General features: G+C 66.4%; 23 protein-coding genes. 9 read left to right on the top strand and 14 right to left on the bottom strand.

From position 1 onward, the window contains the following. Positions 1 to 139: 139 nt before the first annotated feature. A complete protein-coding gene (gene panE / locus B4F51_RS15930; protein WP_296227065.1) occupies positions 140 to 1081 on the top strand; it encodes a 2-dehydropantoate 2-reductase in 942 nt (313 codons plus the stop codon). A gap of 255 nt (positions 1082 to 1336) precedes the next feature. Here panE and B4F51_RS15925 read toward each other — a convergent pair whose 3' ends face one another. From B4F51_RS15925 to B4F51_RS15905, 5 genes are read right to left on the bottom strand one after another with little or no spacing between them, the layout of a single operon-like run. After that, entirely contained in the window at positions 1337 to 3073 is a 1737-nt protein-coding gene (locus tag B4F51_RS15925) for an efflux transporter outer membrane subunit (protein ID WP_296227099.1), read from the bottom strand. Between the two features lie 13 nt (positions 3074 to 3086). Continuing rightward, the gene (locus tag B4F51_RS15920) at positions 3087 to 4259 is read right to left on the bottom strand and encodes an ABC transporter permease (RefSeq protein ID WP_296227063.1); all 1173 of its coding nucleotides are present in this window, start codon (positions 4257 to 4259) and stop codon (positions 3087 to 3089) included. Further along, on the bottom strand, positions 4256 to 5215 hold the full coding sequence (locus tag B4F51_RS15915) for an ABC transporter ATP-binding protein (RefSeq protein WP_296227061.1): 960 nt from the start codon (positions 5213 to 5215) through the stop codon (positions 4256 to 4258). The genes B4F51_RS15920 and B4F51_RS15915 overlap by 4 nt, the downstream gene beginning before the upstream one ends. Then, positions 5212 to 6180: an HlyD family secretion protein gene (locus tag B4F51_RS15910; RefSeq protein WP_296227059.1), complete on the bottom strand. Its 969-nt coding sequence runs from the start codon at positions 6178 to 6180 to the stop codon at positions 5212 to 5214. The genes B4F51_RS15915 and B4F51_RS15910 overlap by 4 nt, the downstream gene beginning before the upstream one ends. A 56-nt stretch (positions 6181 to 6236) precedes the next feature. Next, positions 6237 to 6965: a TetR/AcrR family transcriptional regulator gene (locus tag B4F51_RS15905; RefSeq protein ID WP_296227057.1), complete on the bottom strand. Its 729-nt coding sequence runs from the start codon at positions 6963 to 6965 to the stop codon at positions 6237 to 6239. A 120-nt stretch (positions 6966 to 7085) separates the two neighbouring features. On the opposite strand from B4F51_RS15905, the gene B4F51_RS15900 reads away from it, so the two are divergent. Continuing rightward, positions 7086 to 8594, top strand: a complete 1509-nt coding sequence (locus tag B4F51_RS15900; protein WP_296227056.1) for an aldehyde dehydrogenase family protein — start codon at positions 7086 to 7088, stop codon at positions 8592 to 8594. On the opposite strand, the gene B4F51_RS15895 is transcribed toward B4F51_RS15900, so the two are convergent. Continuing rightward, positions 8591 to 9517: a LysR family transcriptional regulator gene (locus B4F51_RS15895; RefSeq protein WP_296227055.1), complete on the bottom strand. Its 927-nt coding sequence runs from the start codon at positions 9515 to 9517 to the stop codon at positions 8591 to 8593. The two genes, B4F51_RS15900 and B4F51_RS15895, sit on opposite strands and share 4 nt — an antisense overlap. A gap of 132 nt (positions 9518 to 9649) precedes the next feature. Here B4F51_RS15895 and rocD point away from each other — a divergent pair, with 132 nt between their 5' ends. Then, positions 9650 to 10876 carry an ornithine--oxo-acid transaminase gene (rocD, locus tag B4F51_RS15890; protein WP_296227053.1) on the top strand — a complete coding sequence of 409 codons (1227 nt, stop codon included), beginning with the start codon at positions 9650 to 9652 and terminating at the stop codon, positions 10874 to 10876. 31 nt (positions 10877 to 10907) lie between these two features. Beyond that, the gene (locus B4F51_RS15885) at positions 10908 to 11846 is read left to right on the top strand and encodes an arginase (RefSeq protein ID WP_296227051.1); all 939 of its coding nucleotides are present in this window, start codon (positions 10908 to 10910) and stop codon (positions 11844 to 11846) included. A 314-nt stretch (positions 11847 to 12160) separates the two neighbouring features. Here the strand turns inward: B4F51_RS15885 and B4F51_RS15880 are convergent, their stop codons facing one another. Beyond that, positions 12161 to 12559, bottom strand: coding sequence for a dihydroneopterin aldolase (locus B4F51_RS15880; RefSeq protein ID WP_296227049.1), 399 nt, complete (start codon positions 12557 to 12559; stop codon positions 12161 to 12163). Positions 12560 to 12578: 19 nt separating this feature from the next. Next, entirely contained in the window at positions 12579 to 13382 is an 804-nt protein-coding gene (locus B4F51_RS15875) for an SDR family oxidoreductase (RefSeq protein WP_296227047.1), read from the bottom strand. 16 nt (positions 13383 to 13398) lie between these two features. Here B4F51_RS15875 and B4F51_RS15870 point away from each other — a divergent pair, with 16 nt between their 5' ends. Next, positions 13399 to 14592 carry a class I SAM-dependent methyltransferase gene (locus B4F51_RS15870; protein WP_296227044.1) on the top strand — a complete coding sequence of 398 codons (1194 nt, stop codon included), beginning with the start codon at positions 13399 to 13401 and terminating at the stop codon, positions 14590 to 14592. On the opposite strand, the gene B4F51_RS15865 is transcribed toward B4F51_RS15870, so the two are convergent. Beyond that, the gene (locus B4F51_RS15865) at positions 14584 to 15873 is read right to left on the bottom strand and encodes a muropeptide transporter (RefSeq protein ID WP_296227042.1); all 1290 of its coding nucleotides are present in this window, start codon (positions 15871 to 15873) and stop codon (positions 14584 to 14586) included. The genes B4F51_RS15870 and B4F51_RS15865 overlap by 9 nt on opposite strands. Positions 15874 to 15972: 99 nt before the next feature. Between B4F51_RS15865 and B4F51_RS15860 the strand changes: the two genes are divergently transcribed. After that, complete coding sequence (locus tag B4F51_RS15860; protein WP_296227040.1) at positions 15973 to 16917, top strand: M48 family metallopeptidase; 945 nt, start codon at positions 15973 to 15975, stop codon at positions 16915 to 16917. Between the two features lie 74 nt (positions 16918 to 16991). Here the strand turns inward: B4F51_RS15860 and B4F51_RS15855 are convergent, their stop codons facing one another. Beyond that, a complete protein-coding gene (locus B4F51_RS15855; RefSeq protein ID WP_296227038.1) occupies positions 16992 to 17894 on the bottom strand; it encodes an EamA family transporter in 903 nt (300 codons plus the stop codon). Between the two features lie 63 nt (positions 17895 to 17957). Then, complete coding sequence (locus B4F51_RS15850; RefSeq protein WP_296227036.1) at positions 17958 to 18545, bottom strand: nitroreductase family protein; 588 nt, start codon at positions 18543 to 18545, stop codon at positions 17958 to 17960. A 121-nt stretch (positions 18546 to 18666) separates the two neighbouring features. Here B4F51_RS15850 and B4F51_RS15845 point away from each other — a divergent pair, with 121 nt between their 5' ends. Further along, entirely contained in the window at positions 18667 to 19176 is a 510-nt protein-coding gene (locus B4F51_RS15845; protein ID WP_296227034.1) for a MarR family winged helix-turn-helix transcriptional regulator, read from the top strand. An 80-nt stretch (positions 19177 to 19256) separates the two neighbouring features. On the opposite strand, the gene B4F51_RS15840 is transcribed toward B4F51_RS15845, so the two are convergent. Then, a complete protein-coding gene (locus tag B4F51_RS15840; RefSeq protein ID WP_296227031.1) occupies positions 19257 to 19721 on the bottom strand; it encodes a GyrI-like domain-containing protein in 465 nt (154 codons plus the stop codon). A 249-nt stretch (positions 19722 to 19970) separates the two neighbouring features. Between B4F51_RS15840 and B4F51_RS15835 the strand changes: the two genes are divergently transcribed. Both B4F51_RS15835 and B4F51_RS15830 read left to right on the top strand, forming a co-directional pair. Further along, entirely contained in the window at positions 19971 to 20738 is a 768-nt protein-coding gene (locus B4F51_RS15835) for a YdcF family protein (RefSeq protein ID WP_296227029.1), read from the top strand. Positions 20739 to 21050: 312 nt separating this feature from the next. Beyond that, a complete protein-coding gene (locus B4F51_RS15830) occupies positions 21051 to 21959 on the top strand; it encodes a prohibitin family protein (protein ID WP_296227027.1) in 909 nt (302 codons plus the stop codon). 69 nt (positions 21960 to 22028) lie between these two features. Here the strand turns inward: B4F51_RS15830 and argC are convergent, their stop codons facing one another. Both argC and B4F51_RS15820 read right to left on the bottom strand, forming a co-directional pair. Further along, on the bottom strand, positions 22029 to 23042 hold the full coding sequence (argC, locus tag B4F51_RS15825; RefSeq protein WP_296227025.1) for an N-acetyl-gamma-glutamyl-phosphate reductase: 1014 nt from the start codon (positions 23040 to 23042) through the stop codon (positions 22029 to 22031). Positions 23043 to 23179: 137 nt separating this feature from the next. Further along, positions 23180 to 23965, bottom strand: coding sequence for an exodeoxyribonuclease III (locus B4F51_RS15820; protein WP_296227024.1), 786 nt, complete (start codon positions 23963 to 23965; stop codon positions 23180 to 23182). Positions 23966 to 23993 lie beyond the last annotated feature (28 nt).

The raw sequence follows: 23993 nt of genomic DNA, 5'->3' as shown, positions 1-23993 counted from the left end.
CGAGCGTCAAATCGTGAGGAAAATCAGTATTTTAGCGTGCCCGCACAGCGTCCGTATCGCGCACGGAGCGGCGTCTGCAGGCTTGGACGAACCGTCCTAGAATCGTTGGCTTCATCATCGTCGCACTACGGAGACAGCAATGCGGATTCTGGTACTTGGGGCCGGCGGCACCGGCGGCTATTTCGGCGGACGGCTCACCCAGGCGGGCGCGAACGTGACCTTCCTGGTGCGGCCGGCACGCGCGGCCAAGCTGCGCGAACACGGCCTGGAGATCCGCAGTCCGTTGGGCGACGTGCGCTTCCCCATCCAGGTCATCACCGCTGACGAGGCTTCCGCCTGGGGCCACGCCGACCTCGTGCTGCTGAGCTGCAAGGCCTACGACCTCGACGACGCCATCGCCGCGATCCGCCCCGTGGTGGGCGAGCGCACGATGGTGCTGCCGGTGCTCAACGGCCTGGCCCACCTGGAGCGGCTGGATGCCGCCTTTGGCGAGTCGCGCGTGCTCGGCGGCCTGTGCCACATCAGCGCGGCCAGCGCACCGGACGGCGCCGTGCTGCATCTGAACCCGCTGCACTCCATCACCTTCGGCGAGCGCACGCCCAATGCGCCGCACGAGCGCACGCAAGCCATCAAGGACGTCTTCGCGACCGCGCAGTTCGACTCCGTACTGGCAGAGAACGTGATGCAGGACATGTGGGAGAAGTTTGTCTTCATCACCTCGCTCGCGTCGATGACGTGCGTCATGCGCGCCTCGGTGGGCGAGATCGTTGCCACCGAGGAAGGCAAGGCGCTCAGTGAGGAGATGTTTGCCGCGTGCGGGGCCGTGTCGGCTACGTCGGGGTATCCGATCCGCGCTCAGGCGCGGGCGCGCGGGCTGGAGTTTCTCACCAAGGCTGGCTCGCCGATGACGGCGTCGATGCTGCGCGATTTGGAGAGCGGCGGGCGTATCGAAGCCGACCAGATCGTCGGCGATATGCTGCGGCGCGGGCGCGCGTTGGGAGTGGATGTGTCGCTGCTGCGCGTGGTGTATGCGCATTTGCAGGCGTATCAGCAGCGGTTGTTGCGGGCTGTAGCGGGCTGAGCAGCCTGACGGTTAGCACTGTTGGTTCATCCCCGGTTTCGTCCCCTGCCGGGNNGTAAGCAAAGAAAGGCGCGCCCGATGCGGCGACCCCCTCCTTGAATTTCTGTCGCAAGGAGGGAGGGGAGGCAAACTCGGCCTGAGGGCCTCAAACAGGCCTCCCCTCTTTTTCCTCCTTGCGACAGAAATTCAAGGCGCCGCATAGGGCAAGGACCGGCCAAACCGTCTGGGTGCGGGTGTTGGCTGCAAAGTGGGCTCTTACTGCCAGCCGCCGCCCAGCGCCTGCATCAACGCGGCGGAATCGAGCAACCTGTCCGCCCGACTCTGCACCTGCTGCAACGTCGCCTGATCGGCCTGGCGTTGCGCATCGAGCAGCGCGAGCGTGCTGATGCCACCAGCGGCATAGCGGGCTTCGGCGGAATGCAGCGTCTGCACGGCCTGGTCAGTAGCCAACGCACGCGCTTGCAGTGTCTGCGCGTCGTTGTGCACTGCGTGCAGCGCGTCGGCCACTTCCTGCAAGCCTTGCAGCACGGTCTGCTTGTACGCCGCGCCCGCTGCGTCGTACGCCGCCTCGGCTTCGCGCTTGCGGGCGCGCAGCGTGCCGCCATGAAAGATCGGTTGCGTGAGCGAGGTGCCGAGGTTCCAGATGCTGGACCCGGCGCCGAGCACGTTGCGGAACCCCGTCGTCTCTGAACCCAGCCCCGCCGACAGCGTGATGCGCGGATACAGGTTGGCCGTGGCCACGCCCACGTTGGCGCTGGCCTCGTGCCACATGGCTTCGGCGGCGCGGATGTCGGGGCGGCGCTGTGCGAGTGTGGACGGCAGCGACACCGGCAGCGGATCAGGCAAGCGCAGCGCGTCGAGTGTCGGCAGATCCGGCAGCCCGGCACCCGGCTCACGGCCCAACAGCACCGACAGGCGATGCCGCATCTGCGTGGCCTGCTGCCTGAGCAGCGGCAGCGTGGCTTCGGTCTGCGCGAGCAGCGTGCGCTGCGACAGCACATCGACCTGCGCCACGCCACCGGCACCGAAGCGGCGCTGCGTGATGTCGAGCTGCTGGCGTTGCACCTCGATCAGCTTTTGTGTCGTGGCGATCTGCGCGTCGAGCGAAGCGATGCGCACCACCGACGTGACCACGTTGCCGGCCAGCGTCAGCCGCGCTGCCTCCAACTCGTAGCGCTGTGTGTCGACCTGCGCACGCGACGCCTCCAATGCCCGGCGCACACCGCCGAACAGGTCCAACGCATACGACACCGACAGCGACGCCGAATACAGCGTGAACGGCCCCGGCTTGGGCGTGTTGAAACCGAACGCTTCCGGGTTGACCTGCTGGCGCACCGCCGACACGGTGCCATCCACGGAAGGCATGGCATAGCCGAGTTGCGCATCGGCTTCGGCCTGCGCCTGGCGCAAGCGCGCCTCGGCCTGTCCCACGGTCGGGCTGGTGCGCAGCGCTTCGTCCACCAGCGCATCCAGCGCGGGCGACTGGAACAGGTGCCACCAATCGGCCGGCACATTCGCATCGGCCAGATGCTGCGCCTCGCCGCCAAGAACGGGCGCCGATGCGGTCTCGCGCGGCACAGGCTGCGCGGAATAGCCGGTCGCAGCGGGTGCGGAGGGCGCCTTGAACTCAGGCCCGACGGCGCAACCGCTCATCAACAACGAGGCGACAAACACAACGCCAAGTACCCGCCCACAACCCGCCCAAGCTCGCTTGAACGCCAACACACACACCCAGACGGTTTGGCCGTGCTCTGCCCTTGATGGCGCCTTGAATTTTTGTAAGCGGGCGGAAAAAAGACGGGGAACTGTCTGAGCGCAGCGAGTTTTCCCCGTCTCCGCCTGGTTACGAAAATTCAAGGGGAAGTCGCCATCTCGGGCGCGCCTTTCTTTGCTTACCTTTCTTTGGCAAGACAAAGAAAGTAAGTCGGCCCCGGCAGGGGACGAATCAAGGGATGGACCACCAACCTCATCACAGCCAAAGACCGAGACCATTCGCATAGCCACCTCAATCCAGCGTCTTGCGATAAAACCGCAGCGCAATGCTCAGCACCACCACCGTGAACACCATCAGTGGCCAGATGCTCGGCCACAACTCAACCCAGCCGTTGCCCTTGAGCAGGATGCCGCGCGTAAGCCGGTGGAAGTACGTCATCGGCAGCACGTTGCCGATCACCTGCGCCCACTTAGGCATGCCCACAAACGGAAACATGAAGCCCGAGAGCAGAATGCTCGGCAGGAAGTAGAAAAACGTGAGCTGCGTCGCCTGCAACTGGTTCTGCGCCAGCGAAGACAATGTGATGCCCACCGTCAGGCTGGCAACGATAAACAGCAGCGCCGCCACGTAGACCATCCACACACTGCCCACAAACGGCACATGAAAGACGAAGTAGGCCGCCAGCAGGATGATGGTCAACTGCACCAGCCCGATGAAGATATAGGGCACGATCTTGCCGGTCATCACCTCCAGCGGGCGCACCGGCGTGGCGAGCAGGTTTTCCATGGTGCCGCGCTCGCGCTCGCGCGTCATGGCCAGGCCCGTCATCATCACCATGGTCATGGTCAAGATGGTGCCGATCAGGCCGGGGATGATGTTGTACTGCGTGATGCCCTCTGGGTTGTAGAGCTTGTGCAGGCGCACCTCGAACGGCGGCGCGCTGCTCTGCAAACTGCCCACCCCGCCCGCCAGCGGCGCCAGCGCGCCCTTCATGTCTTTGTCGATCACGCTCTGCACCAGTTGCGGGAGCGCGCCCACCGCCAGGCCGGTAGCGGCCGGGTCGGTGGCATCGGCCTCCAACAGCAGCGAAGGTTTCTCGCCGCGCACCAGCTTGCGCGTGAAGTCCGGCGGGATGGTCACGACAAACTGCAGCCGCCCCTTTGCCAGCGCCTCGCGCCCCGCCGCCTCGTCGGGCAAGGTGGTGGTCAAGTCGAAATAGTCGGAGTTGCGCATGCTGGCCAGAAAGCTGCGCGTGAACTCGCTCTGGTCGGCGGCAATCACGCCGGTCAGCAGGTGCTTCGGATCGGTGTTGATCGCAAAGCCGAACAGGAACAACTGCATGACCGGAATGCCGATCATCATGGCGAACGTCACGCGGTCGCGCCGCAGTTGCAGGAACTCCTTGAGCACCACGCTCCACCAGCGGTGGAAGGAGAAGCGGCTGCCGTTGATATGGAGGCTCATGGCTGCGCTCCGTAGTTATCAGACGAGCCGCGCATCATGTGGATGAAGACGTCTTCCAGGCCGGTATCGATCGGCTCCGCGCGCACGCCCGCCTCGTCGGTCAGACCGCGCAGCGTGGTTTCAAGCGCTGCCGCGTCGGCGCCGGTCACGTGCAGCACCGAACCGAAGGCGACGGTCTGGTCCACGCCGGGCCGGCCTTCCAGTTTGCGGCCCAGATCGACCAGGTTGCCTCCTGTCACCTCCCACGTCGACAGGCGCTGGCTGGCGATCACCTCTTCCGCGCTGCCTTGCGCCAGCAGCTCGCCGTAAGCGATGTAGGCGAGCTTGTGGCAACGCTCGGCCTCGTCCATGTAGTGCGTGCTGACGAGCACCGAGATGCCCTGCGCGGCCAGCCGGTGCAGTTCTTCCCAGAAGTCGCGGCGCGCTTTCGGGTCCACGCCGGCGGTCGGTTCGTCGAGCAGCAGCAAGTCCGGCTGATGCAGCATGCAGGCCGCCAGCGCCAGCCGCTGCTTCCAGCCGCCCGACAGCGCACCCGCCAACTGCTTGGCACGCGAGGCCAGCCCGAGGGTTTCCAGCGCGTGATCCACGGCCTCGCGCCGGTTGGGCATCTCGTACAGGCGCGCTACGAAGTCGAGGTTCTCGCGGATGGAGAGGTCATCCCAGTACGAAAAGCGCTGTGTCATGTAGCCGACGCGGCGCTTGATCTGGGCGGATTCCTTGAGGATGTCGTAACCGAGACACGTGCCGCTGCCGCTGTCGGGCGTGAGCAGCCCGCACATCATGCGGATCGACGTGGTCTTGCCGCTTCCGTTCGGGCCCAGGAAGCCGAAGATCTCGCCGCGCGCGACCTGCATGGAGAGATCGTGCACGACGTGCTTGTCGCCGAAATGCTTGTTCAGGCCGCGCACGTCGATGGCGTAGTCGCCGTGGCCGTTGTGGTTGCCTGACGTACTCATGGCAGCGTCACCTCGACAGGCTGGCCCGGGCGCAGCTTAGGGCCATCGGCGGCGGCTGGGCGTGCCTCCACCATGAACACGAGCTTGTCGCGCGTGGTGTTGCTGTAGATCACGGGCGGCGTGTACTCGGCCTCGTTGGCGACGTAAGTGACGGTGGCGTTCACGTCCGCCGCGCAGCCGTCGCAATGGATGCGCGCGGTCTGCCCCGGCTTGAGCGCACCCACTACGCCTTGCGGCACAAAGAAGCGCACCTTTACGTTGGCCGGCGGCAGCATGCGCACGACCGGACTTCCAGCGCCCACCCACTCGCCTTCGCGATAGAGCGTGTCGAACACCAGCCCGCCCTGCGTGGCCTTCTGCGCCTTCTGGTCAAGCCGCCATTGCGCTTGTGCCACCGCTGCTCGGGCGGCTTCCACCTGTGCAGACTGCGCGCGGATCTGGTCAACGCGCGCGGGCAACTGGGCAATGCGCAACTGGTTGGTCAGCTCGCGCACGCGCTGCGCGTTGGTTTGTGCGGTGGAGCGGCTCGCGTCAAGCTGCGCCTGCGGGATACCGCCCGCACGAAACTGCACCTCGTCGCGCGAGAGCTGAATGGTCGAGAGCTTGTCGGCTGCCGCCGCCTGCGCCAGTTGCGCGCGCACCGCGTCCACCTCGGGCACGCGCCTGCCGAGGTTCAGGTCGGCCAGTTGCGCCTCGACCGCCTGCAGTTGCGCGGCAGCCTGCTGACGCGCGGCGGTCTCGTCGACAGACTCCAGCACGAACAGCGGCGCTCCCGTGTTGATGGTCTGCCCGCGCTGCACGCCCAGGTGTTCCAGCCGTCCGCCCACAGGCGAGGCGACATAGACGAACTCCCCCTCCACATAGCCTTGGTAGGTCGAAGGGCTGCCGTTGCCGCAGCCGGCCAATGCCGCCGCCGTCGCGATTGCCCACCACCCTGCCCTGCCGAAGTACAACGCTTGCCGCATGCCGGCCTCCGCCAGAATCGATTAATGCGATGAACCTATTGATCCGCTTCTTCGCGCTACTTGCGCCCCTTGCGCTTGGACTTCTTGCTGCCGTCGTCCTCTGACGCGGCCACCGGGCCGATGCCGTGCAGCAGCAAGGCAGCCACGTGCCTGCCGATGGCTTCATCGCTCACCTGGTCGGCATAGGGCAGCCGCCCCCACAGCGCACGCGTGGCCAGCGGCAGCATCGCCAGGCCGATCACCGATGCCATCACCAGCGGCGGCTGCAGTGCCGGGTTCACCGCCCCGGCAGCCTGCGCGCGGGCGATGCGCTCAACCAGCAGCGTGGCGCGCTCCAGCGCAACGCGCGCAAACACACGCTCGCGCAACTGGCCGCCCTCGCTGGCAATCTCGCGAATCCACAGCGTTGGAAACCACGGCGTGGCCGAGGCCACCGCCACCATACGCTGCGCCACGCCGGCCACGGCCTGCGCCAGATCAATCACGCCGTTATCGTCGGTGATGGCCATCAGCGCGGGCCCCATCACCTGTTCGACCAGCGGGCGAATGCGCTCCTCGACCAGGGCATCGAGCAATTGGTCGCGCGTCTTGAAGTGGTAATGCACCATCGGCGCCGTCACCCCAGCCTCGCGGGCGATGGCGGCCAGCGAGGTCGGGCCGACGCCATCCCGCGCGAACAGCGTCAGCGCCATGTCGAGCAGCCGGTCGCGCAGGTCGTCCTGCGCCGCGCCATGTTGCCGGCGCGGGCGGCCTGGGCCACGAGTAGAAGGTTTGCGGGTTGCCATGCCGCGAATATTAATTGTCGAATTAATTAATTTCAAGACGACCCCGCCCAGCTTGCAGATCGACTACGCGCGGCGCATGCTGGGACGTGACGTCTTGCCCGCCCTTGCCCCCCTACCGCCATGCCCGCCTCCGCTCAAGCTCTGCTGCAACGCCTGCACCTCGACACCCTGATCGGCGGCGAAGGCCCGCTCCTCGCACGTTCGCCCATCGACGGCGCGGTGCTGGCACGCCTGTCTGTGGAAACCGCGGACGATGCCAACCGCATCGTCGCGCAGGCGCAATCCGCGTTCCAGGCGTGGCGCACCGTGCCCGCCCCGCGCCGAGGCGAACTCGTCCGCCTGCTCGGCGAGGAACTGCGCGCGCACAAGGCCGATCTCGGCGCGCTCGTCACGCTGGAGGCCGGCAAGATCACGCAGGAAGGCCTGGGCGAAGTGCAGGAGATGATCGACATCTGCGACTTCGCCGTCGGGCTGTCACGGCAGTTGTACGGGCTGACGATCGCCAGCGAGCGGCCCGCGCACCGCATGATGGAGACCTGGCATCCGCTGGGCCCATGCCTGGTCATCACGGCATTCAACTTTCCCGTGGCCGTATGGGCGTGGAATACAGCGCTGGCGCTGGTTTGCGGCGATCCGGTCATCTGGAAGCCGTCGGAGAAAACGCCGTTGACGGCGCTGGCCGTCGAGCGCCTGTTCCTGCGCGCGTGCCAGCGTTTTGGAGATGCGCCTCCGCACTTGGCGCAAGTCGCCATCGGCGAGCGCGGCCTGGGCGAGGCGCTGGCGCATCACGCAGGCATTCCGCTCATTTCAGCCACTGGCAGCACGGCGATGGGGCGTGCGGTGGCACAGGCCGCCGCGCCACGGTTCGCGCGCACGATTCTCGAACTGGGTGGCAACAACGCCGCCATCGTCTGCGCCAGTGCGGACCTCGCACTGGCCGAGCGCGCCATCGCCTTTGCCGCGATGGGCACGGCGGGCCAGCGCTGCACCACGCTGCGGCGCCTGTTCGTGCATCGCTCGGTGTACGACGCGCTGGTGCCGCGCCTGATCACGCTCTACGCGCACGTGCACGTGGGGGATCCGCGCGATTCCGGCACGCTGGTCGGCCCGCTAATCGACGGCCACGCCTTTGAACGCATGCAGACGGCGCTGGCGCGGGCCCGCGCCGAGGGCGGCACGGTGCACGGCGGCGAGCGCGTCACACGCCTCTTCGATCACGCCGCGCACTACGTGCGCCCCGCCCTCGTGGAGATGCCCGCGCAACATGGCGTGGTCTGCGAAGAGACCTTCGCGCCCATCCTCTACGTGATGCCGTTCGACACGCTGGACGAGGCCATCGCGCTGAACAACGCCGTGCCGCACGGCTTGTCGTCAAGCGTCTTCACGCTCGACATGCGCGAGGCCGAGCGCTTCGTGTCGACCACCGGTAGCGACTGCGGTATCGCCAACGTCAACATCGGCCCCAGCGGCGCGGAGATCGGCGGCGCATTCGGCGGCGAGAAGGACACCGGCGGCGGCCGCGAAGCCGGATCGGATGCATGGAAGGCCTACATGCGCCGCGCAACCAACACGGTCAACTACGGCACCGAGCTGCCGCTGGCGCAAGGCATCCGCTTCGACGTGGATTAAGCCTTCGATGCCGCGGCGTCGAGTTGCGCCAAGCGCACCAGCAACCGGTCCTGCGCCTCGCTTGGAAAGCTCGACGTGCGGCGCACCGCGAACACGGTGTTCAGGCAGCGCCGCGTCGAAGTGGGGCGCACGACCTGCAGGCGCCCGCACTCCACGGCCTCCTGAATGGCGTGCAGCGGCAGCACCGACCACCCCATTCCGGCCTCCACCAGCGTGCTAACTTCTTCGATGTCCGACACGTGATGTGCGCTGACGGTCGTCTCCGGCAGACGACGGAACAGCGCCTTGAACCACAGGCCGTACACCGCATCGGATTCGTCATAGGTGACGAAAGGCAGCGCGGCGCAGTCGGCCAGCGTGCGCGGGGCGTCGCGTCCGCGCAGCGCACGAGCGCCGCACGCGAGCACGAATTCCTCTGTGTAAACCGCGTGGTGCTCGAACAGGCGTGACGTGCGCGGCGTATAGACGAAGCCGAGATCCGCGCGGCCGGATTCCACATGGCCGAAGACCTCGTCATCGCTGCCAAAGGCCAGTTCCAGACGCACCTCGTCAAGCAGCGGTACATCGGATTCGGGCGACGGTGTCAGCAGCGCCGGCATCAGCACATAGCGGCCGAAGCTCGAACCGCTGGCCAGCTTGAGCGACACGCGCTCCATCTCGCCGCTGTGCAGCGCGGCGCGCAGTTCGTCCAGCCCGGCAAACGCATCGCGACACCACGCACGCACCGACGCGCCGGCGCGCGTGAGCACGAGCTTGCGCCCCGAGCGCTCGAACAGCGGCACGCCCAGCCACTGCTCCAGTTGCCGCATCTGGTACGACAGCGCCGGCTGCGACACAGCCAGGCGGTCAGCCGCACGCACGAAGCTGCCCTCGTTGGCGACAGTCAGAAAGCTATGCAGGTAGCGCAGCGGCGAGTGGGACATAGCGGAGAACGCGAGGGGAAGAAGTGACGCATCAATCTATAAAATTTTTGGATCGAAAAACGAAAAACATTCGATTTGATTTCAAGTCTGTCAGATCCCAAAATGCGCCGCAAGTGAACGATGGAGGCCATCATGACGACCGCAATGCAACATCCGAGCTACGCCCTTGAAGAGCGTTATGGCGCGCGCAACTACGCGCCCCTGCCGGTCATGCTGGAACGCGGCGAAGGCGTATGGCTGTTCGACACCGATGGCCGCCGCTACCTCGACATGATGTCGGCTTATTCGGCCGTCAGCTTCGGGCATTCGCACCCCAAGCTCGTCGCCGCGCTGGTTGAGCAGGCCGGCCGCCTGACGCTCACCTCGCGCGCCTTCCACAACACCAAGCTGGGGCCCTTCCTGGCCGACGTCTGCCGCATCACACGCATGGACCGCGCGCTGCCGATGAACACCGGCGCCGAGGCCGTCGAGACCGCCATCAAGGCTGCACGCAAATGGGCGCGCGAAGTGAAAGGCCTGCCGCCCGACGTGGCTGAGATCATCGTCTTCGAGAACAACTTCCACGGCCGCACGACCACCATCGTCGGCTTCTCCTCGCACGATCAGTACCGTTACGGGTTCGGACCATTCGCGGCGGGCTTCCGGCGCGTTCCGTTTGGCGATGCCGATGCGCTCAAGGCCGCCATTGGCCCGCATACGGGCGCCATCCTGATCGAACCCGTGCAGGGCGAGGGCGGCATCGTGGTGCCACCGCCGGGCTACCTGAAACTCGCCCGTGAGCTGGCAACGCAGCACAACGCGCTGCTCGTCTGCGACGAGGTGCAGACCGGCCTCGGCCGCACCGGCGACGTGCTGGCGAGCTGGCACGAAGGCGTGGAAGCGGACCTGGTAGTGCTGGGCAAGGCGCTGGGCGGTGGCATGCTGCCGGTGTCGGCCATTGCCGGGCGGGAGGCAGTCATCGGCGTGTTCAAGCCGGGCGACCACGGTTCCACCTTTGGCGGCAACCCGCTGGCGGCGCACGTCGGCCGCGTGGCGCTGGCCTTGCTGATGGAAGACCAACTGCCGCAACGCGCAGCGCGCCTGGGCGAAGCCTTCATCGCCGACCTGAAAACACTCATCGGGCACGGCGTGCGCCAAGTGCGCGGGCGCGGCCTGATGATCGGCCTGCAACTCGACGCCGACATCGACGCCCATGATTTTGCGGAAGCACTGGCCGGGCACGGCGTGCTGACCAAGGACACCTACGGCAACGTGGTGCGCCTCACGCCACCGCTGGTGATCGGCCAGGCCGAGCTGGAACTGGCACGCGACGTCATCCGCCGCACGCTGGCCGACTGGCCGCGCCGCAAGGTGGCCTGAGCAACAACGGAACGTACGACGGGGAGCAGACATGACCATCATCGACCTGATCGGCGCGGCCATCGGCTGCGGAGCGCAAGACGACGGCTGCAAGGACGGCCCGCGCGCGCTGCTGCAGGCCGGCGCGCTGGCACGTCTGCAGACGCCGGACACGCACGGCGGGCTGGTGCACGACATCGAGTTGGCAATGTCGTCCGGGCACAGCCGGAAAGCGCGGCTGGCGGCCCTGCCGGGCGTAGAGGGCTTCTCGCGCGCGCTGGCCGATGCGACGGCGCACAGCTTGCGCGCAGGACATGTGCCGGTCGTCATCGGCGGCGATCATTCGTGCGCGATCGGCACGTGGTCGGGCGTGGCGAGCGCACTGCGGGCGAACAGGCAGGATGGGGCGCTTGGCCTGATCTGGATCGACGCCCATCTCGACAGCCACACGCCGCAGACCAGCGACTCCGGCGCCATCCACGGCATGCCGCTGGCAGCGTTGCTCGGCCACGGCACGCCTGCACTCACACACGTGCGCGACGCCGCGCCCAAGCTGTTGCCGCAGCACGTGGTGGTGATCGGTGCGCGCAGCTATGAGCCTGCCGAACGCGCATTGCTCGACCTGCTGGGCGTGCGCGTGATCGATGCCAATGAAGTCGCGCGCAACGGCCTGCGCTCGGTGATGGCCGATGCCATCCGCCTGGTCACGACGGGCACGGCGGCCTTCGGGGTCACGCTGGATCTGGATGCCTTCGACCCGGCCGTCGCACCGGGCGTGGGCTCGCCGGAGCCGGGCGGCCTTACCGCGCAGGACATGATGCAAGCACTCGCTGCCTGCGCACGCGAAGCACGCTTTGCCGCATTCGAACTGGTGGAATACAACCCGCGCCACGACAAGGGCGGGATCACGGCACGCCTGGCGCTGGACCTGCTGGGCAGCGTCGCGGGCGCGTTGCACGCCCAACGCCGTGAATATGCGACGGCCGCTTAGAGCTCGTACGCGGCTCACCGGAAATCGCCTTGGTGCCAACACACGCGCCCAGACGGTTTGGCCGTCCCCTGCCCTATGCGGCGCCTTGAATTTCTGTTGCAGGGAGGAAAAAGGGAGCGGGCCTGTCTGAGCGCAGCGAGTTTGCCCGCTCCCCCTCCCTGCGACAGAAATTCAAGGAGGAAGTCGCCGCATCGGGCGCGCCTTTCTTTGCTTACTTTCTTTGCCAAGGCAAAGAAAGTGAGTCGGCCCCGGCAGGGGACGAAACCGGGGACGCACCACCAGCACCAACATAACCGTGCAAGAAACCAGTCCCTTCAGCCCAAATCCTTAATCCGAAACACCTCCACCCCCACCGACTCACAATCCGGATAAACATCCGGCTTCTCCGTCGACACCCGCGCAGCCAGCACGTGCGGGTGCTTGAGCATGGCGGTGAGCACGTCATCGCACAGCGTTTCCTGCAGGTGGATATGGCCCTGCGCCATGCGACGCGCCACGGTATCGCGCATGAAATCGTAATCGACCACCTCATGCAACTTGTCCTGCGTAGGTGACGAATACTCCAGCGGCACGTACAGCTCGATATTGATCAGGACGCGCTGCTCGCCCTTCTTCTCGAATTCGTGCACGCCGATGTTGATCTGCACCTCGAAGTTGCGCAGGAACATACGGCGGCAGTGCGACAGGCGCGGGTGGGACAGGAGGGAGAGCATGGCGGGGCGTCTGGGGTGGTTACTCGGTCAGGAACATCACGTCGCGTGCCAGCGGCATCAGGTGCTGGCCTCCGTCGACGAACAGCGTGGTGCCGGTCACGGCGCGTGCGGTGGCGAGGTAGCACACCGCCTCGGCAATGTCTTCCGGCGTGGACGATTGGCCCAGCGGCGTCATCTGGTGCGCACGCGCAAACCCGCCGACAGACTGGTCACCCGACACCATGGTGATGCCGGGTGCCACACCCACCACGCGCAGCGTGGGCGCCAGCGCCTGCGCGAGCTGCATCGTCGCGGTGGAGAGCGCCGCCTTCGACAGCGTGTACGACAGGAAATCCGGGTTCAGATTGTCGAGCTTCTGATCGAGCAGGTTGATGACGACGCCGCGTACGTCATGCGTGCTGCTGTCTTCCGCCGTGAGCGCGCGGTGCAGCTCGCGCGCGAGCAGCAGCGGCGCCGCTACATTGGTACGCATGTGCGTATCGAGCGATGCATAACTGAAGCTCGTCGCCACGTCGTACTGGAATAGCGAGGCGTTGTTGACCAGGCAGGTGGGCGTACCCAGTGCAGCGATGCAGTCGGTGACCAGGCGGCCGGCGGCAGCTTCGTCCGACAGGTCGGCCTGCAGCACGGCGGCGCGCCGGCCCAAGGCGACGATCTCTGCGGCCACGGCGTCGGCCTCGGTGCGCGATCGATGGCAATGCACGGCCACGTCCCAGCCATGGCGGGCCAGGGCCAGGGCGATCACGCGCCCCACGCGGCGGGCGGCGCCCGTGACGAGTGCGATGCGCGGCAGTGCGGTGGATTCAGTCGACGTCTGCGCCATTGTTTACAATCCGGCGATGAGCAAAACCGTGAGTTTACCGCTTCCCAGCGAGGCAGCGCAGACGCAATCCGCGCACCTGTTCGCCCTGATCGCCGACGCCATTGCGGCCGCCGGCGGCTGGCTTCCGTTCGACCGCTACATGGAGCTGGCGTTGTATGCGCCGGGCCTGGGCTACTACAGCGGCGGCGCGGCCAAGTTCGGCCGCCGCGTGGAAGACGGCGGCGATTTCATCACCGCCCCCGAGCTGACGCCGTTCTTCGGCCGCACGGTCGCGCACCAGATCGCCCAGGTGCTGCAGGTGCTGCCCGAGGGCCAGCGCCACATACTGGAATTCGGCGCCGGCACCGGCAAGCTGGCCGCCGACATCCTGACCGAACTCGACGCACTGGGCATGCGGCCCGACAGCTACGGCATCGTCGAACTCTCCGGCGAACTGCGCCAGCGCCAGCAAGAACGCCTGGCCGCGCTGGGGCCGGAGCCGGCCACCCTCGCCCGTTGGCACGACACGCTGCCCGCCAAATTCACGGGCGTGATGGTCGGCAACGAAGTGCTCGATGCGATGCCCGTGTCGCTGTGGGCGCGGCGCGGCGGTGTGTGGCACCGGCGCGGCGTAGCGCTCGATGCCGAGCACGGCCTGCAATGGGAAGAGCGCGCAGCAGACCCGGCGGAAGTGCCGGCCAAGCTGGCCGCCCTGCTCGGTACAGACGACTTCATCACCGAATCGCACGATGCCGCCGAGGGCTTCATCCGCAGCACCGGTGCCGCGCTCGAATGCGGCCTGCTGCTGCTCATCGACTACGGTTTCCCGGCTAGCGAGTACTACCACGCACACCGTGTGGGCGGCACGTTGATGTGCCACTACCGCCAACACGCGCACGACGATCCGTTCTGGCTGCCGGGCCTGCAGGACATCACCGCGCACGTCGATTTTTCGGGGATTGCCCAGGCGGGCAAGGAAGCAGGACTGGAGCTGCTCGGCTATGCGAGCCAGGCGCGCTTCCTGTTGGGCGCGGGCGTGGGCGAGCTACTGATGACGCTCGACCCAAGCGACCCGATGCAGTTCCTGCCGGCGGCCAACGCCGTGCAGAAGCTGCTGTCGGAAGCGGAGATGGGCGAACTATTCAAGGCCATCGCCTTGGGCCGGGGCATCGATGCAGCGTTGCCGCTGGTTGGCTTTGCCGATGCGGACCGCTCGGACCGCTTAGGCTGACGCCGCCTGGGCGGCCTTCGCCTCCATGGCTCGCTGGTTCTGCTCGCTCTCATACCGACCGATGGTGCCGCGCATAAACCACAGCACCACCAGCCCCGGGAAGGCGAACGCCACCGTCATCAGGTAGAACACGGGCCAGCCGTAGGCTTCCACCAGATAGCCGGAAGTTGGCCCGACATACACGCGGCCGATGGAAGCCAGCGCGGAGAGCAGCGCATACTGCGTCGCCGAGAACGACCGGTTGCACAGCGCCATCAAGAGCGCCACGAAGGCCGCCGTACCCATGCCGCCGCAGATGTTCTCGATGCCGATGGCCACCGCCATCGTCCACAGATGCTGTGGCGTGACGGCCAGCACCCAGTACCCCAGGTTCGACATCGCCTGCAGCACGCCGAAGAGCAGCAGCGCGCGCACCAGCCCCAGCCGCACCATCAGCGTGCCGCCATACAGTGCGCCGACGATGGTGGCCGCCAGCCCGAGCGTCTTGTTCACGATGCCTACCTCGCCAGCCGAAAAGCCGACGCCGCGAATCAGGAACGTGGTCGACAGGCTGCCCGCAAACGCATCGCCCAGCTTATAGAGGACGATCAGCGCCAGCAGCGCCCACGCGCCACGGCGCGAGAAAAAATCCCTCAGCGGGCCGACCACCGCTTCCTGCAGGCTGCGCGGCGGGCGCGCCACCACCTCCGGCTCGGGCGACCACAACGTCGTGAAGATACCCAGAGCCATCAGGCCGGCCATCAGCAGATACATATTGCTCCAGCCCATCACGCGATCAGCCAGCCACAGCGCCAGACCGCCCGACACCAGCATTGCCAGCCGATAGCCGAGCACCTTGACGGCCGCACCCACGCCGCGCTCGTTGGCGTGCAACACGTCGGTGCTGTAGGCGTCGAAGACGATGTCCTGCGAGGCCGACAGAAACGCCACCAGCACCGCCAGCCCGGCCAGCGCCCACAGCGCGGCGTGCGGCGGCGCGAAGGCCATGGCAGCAATTGACGCCACCAGCCCCGCTTGCGTGAGCACCAGCCAGCCGCGGCGGCGCCCCATGAGCGGTGGCGTGAAGCGGTCCATCAGCGGCGCCCACAAGAACTTGAAGATGTACGCCTGCCCCACCAGCGAGAACAGCCCGATGGTGCGGATATCGAGGCCCTCCACCGTCATCCACGCTTGCAGCGTGCCCGAAGTGAGCGCCAGCGGCAGGCCCGAGGCAAAGCCCAGCAGTAGCATCGCGCCGATGCGGCGGTTACGGAAAACGTCGAGGTAATCGTGGAAGGTCATGTGGCGGGCCAGATGCAAAGGCGGGTGCGGGTTGCCACGTAGCGTGGTCGGGTGCGTTGGCCGATATTATGTCCCAGTCGATTCGACCTTCTGCCCTTGATGTCGCGCATACCCCGCTCCCTGCTGCCTCTCGCCGGCCTCGTGCTCGCCACCTGGGCCACCGCCATGGACGGCCCGCTGCCTGTGCCCGCCGATGGCGTGAAGCTGGAAGCGCCGACCACCACGTCGCCCAACATCCGCCTGGTGATTCCCGCGGAAGAGATCGATCGCCGCGCGCAGACCGAGTATCAGCAAGTCATCGACAACGCCGCACACGAGGGCGCGCTCGCGCCCGGCGAGGTGCCCGACCTGATCCGCGTCCGCGCCATCGTCAAGCGGCTGACACCGCAGGCGCCGCGCTGGAACCCCGATGCCGCGCACTGGCGGTGGGAGGTCAACCTGATCGGCTCCGCGCAGGTGAACGCGTTCTGCATGCCCGGCGGCAAGATCGCCGTGTTCTCGGGGCTGCTCGAGCAGTTCAAGCTGACGGATGACGAACTCGCCATGGCGCTCGGCCACGAGATCGCCCACGCGCTACGCGAGCACGCCCGCGCGCGCGCCGGCCAGCGCGAGATCACCAACCTTGGCGCCAACGTCGTCTCGCAACTGTTCGGCTTCGGCAACCGGGGCGACACGGACCTCGGCGAGGGCGCCAAGATGCACCTGCTGGCGTTCTCGCGCGCGGAGGAAACCGAGGCCGATCTGGTGGGCATGGACATAGCCTCGCGCGCCGGGTTCGACCCGCGCGCTGCACTCACGTTGTGGCAAAAGATGGGGTCGATCGGCGGAGCGGAGCAGAAGCAGTTCCTCTCCACGCATCCGTCCGGGCGCACACGCATGGTCGTGCTCTCGCGCCATCTGCCCGAGACACTCCCGCTGTACGCCGATGCCCTGCACATGCCGATGGCGCGGCTGCACGAGTACCGCTCGAACATGCAATACCTGGGTGCGGCGCCGATCGATAATGGCGATGAGGCGCCGATGCAGCCAATGGTGCGGCGGTAGAATGAGAAAATGACGACGACCTGAAGGCCGTCTCTTACGTCACGCAGTCGCTCCAGTAAGCGCTACGCTCGGCCTCATCGCAGCACCGGCCTTGCGGGGCTTTCCGTTTGTGGCCCTGCCACCCGCGCCCGCCGCGACAACGCCATCCCCGCCACCGTCGCGCCCAGGATCAACAACGCACCGCCAGTCTGCACCGGGCTGAACCATTCGCCCAGCACCAGCGCCCCCAATACCGTCGCCGTCAGCGGGCTGAGCAGCGAGAGGAAGGTCACATCCGCGCCCAGCAGGCCGATGCCGCGCACCCACAGCCAGTAACCCAGCGCCGTGCCGATGACGATGAGGTAGGCGAAGCCCGCGACGTTGCGCAGCGTCGGTGCGGGCGGCAGCCCTTCGACAAACAGCGCCACCGGCAGCAACATGAGGCCGCCCAGCGCGAGTTGCCACGCAGCCAGCGCCAGAGGCGTGCCGATGCGGCCCCAGCGTTCAATCAGCACTGTGCCGGTCGCCATCGACAGCGCTGCGGCCAGCGCCGCCGCCACCCCGATCGCATCGAGCTTGGCCGCCGGCCCAAGGATCAGCAAACCCACCCCCACCGACCCCGCCAGTGCCGCCGCCAGTTGCGCCGGGCGCGGCCTGCGCTTCAGCAACGGCCACGCCAGCAGCCCGACCACCAGCGGCTGCGCCGACATGATCGTTGCCGCCACTCCGCCCGGCAGGCGCCGCGCCGCCACGAACAGCAGCGCGAAGAACACGCCGATGTTGGCGAGCCCGAGAAACAGCAACCGCAGCAACTTATCGCGCGGCGGCAGGCCGGGGCCGAGCAACATCAGCAGCACGCCGGCCGGCAATGCACGTAGCGCGCCCACCAGCAGCGGATGGCCAACCGGCAGCGTCTGCGTGAAAACAAGATAAGTCGTGCCCCACAACATCGGCGCTAGGGCGGTGGCCAGCATCACAGCCAAGCGGTTGAACGGCATGATGATTCTCCACGTCGCGTTATTTGATATCGAAATAAATGAGCCAGCGAATGGCGCGCGCGATCAGGCCGGAAAGCGCCCACTAAACGCCAGCTCGCTGATTGGGCGGCGTGGCGTCGGACCTTCGTGCGGCTGCAGGGGCGCCGGCAGCGTCGACACATCGGCGCGGCGGCCGACCGCTACGGCGATCTCGATGCGGAAACGCTCCGGCACCTGCAGCACGGTGCGCGCCCGGTCGTAGTCCACCCCCGCCATGCCGCGTGCGTGATAGCCAAGGCTCACCGCCTGCAGCGCCAGTTGCGCCCACGCGGCACCAGCATCGAAGCTGTGGGTACGCGAGGGCGCGGTGTCGGCCGGGTCATCACCGTAAATCAGCGTGTCAGACAGCACGAAGATCAGCGCCGAGGCGCGCTGCGCCCAATCGCCATTGAAAGGCACAAGCAGGCTGACGAACTCGGCCCAGTGCGCATCGCCGCGGCGGGTGTAGAGAAAGCGCCACGGCTGGTAGTTGTAGGCCGACGGCGCCCAGCGGGCCGCTTCCAGAATGCGCAGCAGATCCGCCTCGGGCATGGGCTGGGCGTCATAAGCGCGCGGCGACCAGCGCGCCAGGAACAGCGGATCAATCGGGTGATCGGCAAGTCGTTCGGTCATCAGGGTTCCCACAGAAAGGTGTGACGCAATGCCCGATTGCTCCGTATCGGCAAACCCGATACGATTTCAAGCATCTTGACGTCAAGTAGTTTGATGTCGAAATATTAGGATGAGGTTTTCGATGGGTCAAGGTGATCCCACATCCCCACAAGGGGGACCGATGGACGGCATCCTCGCGCAATGGCGGCGCGAGCGTCCGGATATCGACGCCAGCCCGATGGCCGTCTGCGGCGATGTCTGGCGCGCCGGTGAGCGCCTGCGCACGGGCGTGGTCGCCAACGTGGCCGGCGCCGATCTGGACATGGCCGGCTTTGACGTGCTGCTCACGTTGCGCCGCAACGGCCGTGCGCAAGCGCTGTCGCCCTCCGCGCTGGCCAAGGACATGATGCTGTCCACCTCCGCCATGACCAACCGGCTCGACCGGCTGGAAACGCGCGGCCTGATCGCCCGCAGGACCGACCCCGAAGACCGGCGCGGGTTGCAGATCGTACTGACCGACGAAGGCTTTGCGCTGGTCGACGGCCTGGTCGCCTCGCATGTGGAGACGGAGGAGCGGATGCTCGCTGCGCTGACGCGCGCGGAGCGGGAGATGCTGCGGGAGTTACTGGGGAAGATTGGCGGGCCGGCGTGAAACGCTCATCCGATGGGGCGCGTGCCATCGTGAGTCATCGCGTTGCACGAAAGCCCCCGGAGCACCGCCGTCGCATCCCATCATGCCGGCTGGGGCTCTAGCGCGAAAAGAATCTCCACCCGGTTGTCTACGGCCTGCGGGCCCTGCCAGCAGTAATAGACCTCGCGACTCTCGCCCGCAAGGCGACAGCCCTGCGCTGCGGCTGCCCGCAGTAGCGTCGCATAGCCGTCGAAGAGTCCATCGAGCGGCCCCTCGTGGACGTGCGTTGCGCAGGTCGTGCCCGCCAGCGTCTTCAACACATGCTGGCCTTGGTAGGCAGGCCCTGGTCGCACCGGCAGGCAGAACTCGATCTCGCACGGAGTGTCGCGGTCATGCGGCAGATTGCGGTAGACGAACATCCATGGACCACTAGCCGTCATGCGGTGTGCGGCGGCATCGGCCTCGATCGCCCCGCAAACAACGGACGCCTCCCCGCCCACTTCGGCGAGCGTGATGCGACGCGGCGCGCTGAGCACCAGGATCGGAGGGACAACCTTGATTTGCATTGAGCACCTTTTCCTCTTGGAGCCGCGACGTTCCCCCGCACGGCCTCTGGTCCGCCACCGCGCGACAAGTTCGCCATCTTGCCGCGCCTTGGTTGTTGCCACCAGCGTTATTCCCCAGGACATGCCCGCGCCGTCAGCCAATCCGCAGCCTGCAACAACCACCCCGTAAGAAGACGGGTCGCGCGCCCGGCCATTCCTCTTTACGATGGCAGCCACGCACGCGCATGGCGTGCTGAACCGGAGGAACCTGTGAGTCTGGCCGTGCTGTGTGTGCTGATGATTGTGGCGGCGGTGTACGCGGTGCGCGGCCGACGGCGACCTGCGCGTGCGCTGGCAGCGCTGTCGGCGGTGCTGGTGGTGGCCATCGGTTGCGGCCCGGTCCCGGCATGGCTGCTCAACTCCCTGGAAAAGCCCTTCGAAAACGAACCGCAGATCGCCTGGGGCACGCGCAACGCCATCGTACTGTTGGGCGCGGGCACATTCCGCACCGGCAAGACGGTGGAGCCAGGCATCTTCTCGTACCCGCGCCTGGTCGAAGCCGCACAGATCTACCAGGCCTGCAGGAAGGCGGGGGGTGGCACCGGCGCCGACTGCAAGATCCTCGTGAGCGGCGGCGACGCCCGCCACCATGGCGAGCCCGAAGCGGTGGTCTACCGCCGCGAACTCGTCGCCCTCGGCATCGACAGCGCCGACGTGCTCATGGAACCCAAGAGCATGAATACGTGGCAGAACGCGCAGTTCTCGCGCGCGGCGCTGGCGGACTACGGACCGGACCGCACGGTGCTGGTGTCCTCGGCCATCCACCTGCGGCGCAGCCTGCTGTATTTCGCGCACTTTGGCATGATGCCAATCCCCATGCGCGCCGATGACCTGCAGGCCACCGTCTCCCCCCTGCCGATGGCGTACAACTTTGCGCTGACGGATTTCGCGCTGCACGAGTGGATCGGCATTGCGCGCTATCACGTCTACAACGCGCTCGGCTGGAACCCGGAACGCGTGCAACCCGGGCAGGCATGACCGCCTCCCTCGCCATTGGCACATTCGAAACACCGCTCTAGTGCTTCAGGAGGGGCAGCAAATTTCTGGCACCCGCCTATACTTGCTGCATCGCAACATCCGAGCTTTGCAATGCGCCTCCTCGGTCGTATTGACGCTCACCGCCTCATCACTGTGGCCAAGCTCGCTTGCCACCACCCGCCCACTGGGCGCGGCCATCCCTGACGGGAATCGCTGACGATTCCTGCGCCAGCCGCGGACGCTTGCTTTGGCATCGCGCCCGCCCCGCCAGCCAACACCTCAGAAGCAAACCAACAAGCAAGGGGAACCCTCATGCCTCAAGTCACGGCAAGCAGGCTGCCGGTCAAATTGCTCGCGGTCGTCTTCGGCGCCCTCGCGGCGCTGGTGATCGCGCGCGCATTCCTGCTGAACTGGCAGATCATTCCGCCCGGCTACACGGGCATCAAGATCAACCGGCTCGTCGATCGCGGCATCACGCGCGAGAACGTGGTCACCGGCTTTGTGTTCTACAACCCGGTGCAGACGGTCGTCATCCAGTACCCGACCTTTGTGCAGCGCGTGGTTTGGACGCAGGATATGAATGAAGGCCGGCCGATGAACGAAGAGCTGACCTTCAACACCAAGGACGCCGTGCCCGTGAACGTGGACGTCGCCGTCTCGTACCAACTCGACCGCGACAAGGTGCCGGCGTTCTACACCAACTTCCGCGCCGACCACATCGAGACCTTCACACACGGTTACCTGCGCGACACGGCGCGCAACGTGATCGTCGCCATCGGCTCGGAATACAACTTTGACGACGTGAACGGGGGCAAGAAGGAAGAGTTCGTCGCGCGCCTGACCAAGGAGCTGGACACGCGGCTCACGCCGCTGGGCCTGTCGATCAAGCAGTTCGGCATCGTCGGCTCACTGCGCCCGCCGCGTGCGCTGCTCGACGCGGTGAGCGCCAAGACCAAGGCCATTCAGGACGCCATCCGCACCGAAAACGAAGTGCGCTCCGCCCAGGCCGAGGCCAAGAAGAAGGTGGCGATTGCCGAAGGTGAGGCAGCCGCCAACCGCGCGCTGGCCTCATCGCTGGATGACCGCCTGCTGGCGTGGGAACGCCTGAAGCTGGAGCGCGCCGCCATCGAGAAGTGGAACGGCGTGACGCCTAATGTGATGGCCGGCGGCAGCGGCGGCGGGATGCTGTTCAACATCCCGGCAGGGGCGCAGAACAGATAAGCCCCAACGTCAAGGAGCCAATGAAAAACGCGCCTTCGGGCGCGTTTTTCGTTTCAGCGCAGGCGACAATCAGCTCGCAAAACCCGGCGCTGCCTCACGCACCGCGTGCTCCGCGCCTTCTGCTGGAATCGGCGCTTCCACATGCAGACTGGTCGCTTCGTCCACGCCCAGGTGCACGTTCATGCATTGCACCGCCGCGCCGGCCGCGCCCTTGCCCAGGTTGTCCAGACGCGCGGTGACGACCATGCGCTCGTCCGAGCCGAACACGAACAGGTCGGCACGGTTGGTGTCGTTGGCGCCCTGCACATCGAAGAAGCCGTTGTCGAGCGTCTCGACGTTATCGGCCGGGGCCACGCGGATGAACTGCTCGCCCTGGTAGTAATCGGCATACACCTTGGCGATGTCCGCCGGGCTGACCTTGCGTGCCAGATGCTGCGGGTGCAGGCCGATCGTCACGGCCAGGCCCTTGAGGAAGTTGCCGACCACCGGCGTGAAGATCGGCGGCAGAGCGAGCTTGCTCTGCACGCGCATCTCCGGCAGGTGCTTGTGCGTGAGCGCCAGCGCGTACGGGCGCGGGCTGTCGAGCTTCGGGTTATCGGCGGCGAGGTAGTCGGCAATCATCTTCTTGCCGCCGCCGCTGTAACCGGTGAGCGAGAACGCGGTCACCGGGTAGTCCGCTGGAACGATGCCCGCTTCCACCAGCGGGCGCATCAGCAGCACGAAAGCGCTGGCGTGGCAGCCCGGCACGGCAATGCGCTTGGAGGCACGCAGGCGCTCACGCTGGCCTTTGGCGAGTTCGGGCAGGCCGTAGACCCAGCTGTCGTCCGTGCGGAACGCGGTGCTGGCGTCGATGATGCAGGTGTTCGGGTTGTTGACCAGCGAGACCGCCTCGCGCGAGGCGGCGTCCGGCAGGCACAGGAAAGCGACATCCGCGGCGTTCAGGAATTTGGCGCGCTCGGCCGAATCCTTGCGCTTGTCTTCGGCGATGCGCAGCAGTTCGATATCGTCGCGTTGCGACAGATAGTCGAGCAGGCGAAGGCCGGTGGTGCCTTCCTGACCGTCGACGAAAACCTTGAATGCCATGGCGATCTCGCTAAAAAACAGTGGGCAAAAAGCACAGCGCCGGCCCTGTGCCAGCGCGTGAGTTTTGCATTGTAGCGGCTGACGGAAAAATTTCTGCGGCAGCGCACTAAAGTGATTTTTGTGCCCCTTGTCAGGGCCTACCAATGCACCTTGGCGTCGTAATCGACCGTCAGCGGCGCGTGGTCGCTGAACTTGATGTCCTTGAAGATCGACGTGCGGAGCGCCGTGGCGGCAATGCCCGGTGTGGCGATCTGGTAATCGATACGCCACCCGACGTTCTTTGCGTACGCCTGGCCGCGGTTGCTCCACCACGTGTATTGCTCCGGGCGCGGGTCGAGCGTACGGAACACATCCACGTAGCCGACCTCGTCGAACAGCTTGGTCAGCCACGCGCGCTCTTCGGGCAGGCAGCCGGAGTTTTTCTGGTTGCCCTTCCAGTTCTTGATGTCGATTTCCTTGTGGACGATGTTGACGTCGCCGCACAGCACGACCTCGCGGCCCTTTTCGTGGCGCAGGTCAGTCAGGTGCTTCATGAACAGGTCCATGAAGCGGAACTTGGCCTGCTGGCGCTCTTCGCCGCTGGAGCCCGAGGGCACGTAGACCGAGATGACCGACAGCTTGCCGTAGCGCGCCTCGACGTAGCGGCCTTCGGCGTCGAACTCGCCGCCGTCAAAGCCGACGATCACCTCGTCCGGCTTGTGGCGGGTATACAGGCCTGCGCCGCTGTAGCCCTTCTTCACCGCATGCTGAAACACGCCGTGGTAGCCGTGCGGGGCCAGGAATTCGGGCGTCATGTCATCTTGCGCACACTTGAGTTCCTGCACGCAGACGAAATCGGCGTCCTGCTTGCCCATCCAATCGAAAAAGCCTTTGCTGGCAGCGGAGCGAACGCCGTTGAGGTTGGCGGAAATGATGCGTAACATGGCGGGACTTTTTTGCAGACCAGAGAAA

The sequence above is a fragment of the Ralstonia sp. UBA689 genome (genome assembly GCF_002298975.1).
Lineage (GTDB): Bacteria > Pseudomonadota > Gammaproteobacteria > Burkholderiales > Burkholderiaceae > Ralstonia.
Note: the sequence above shows the minus strand (reverse complement) of the source record. Positions and strands in the feature narration are given on the sequence as shown.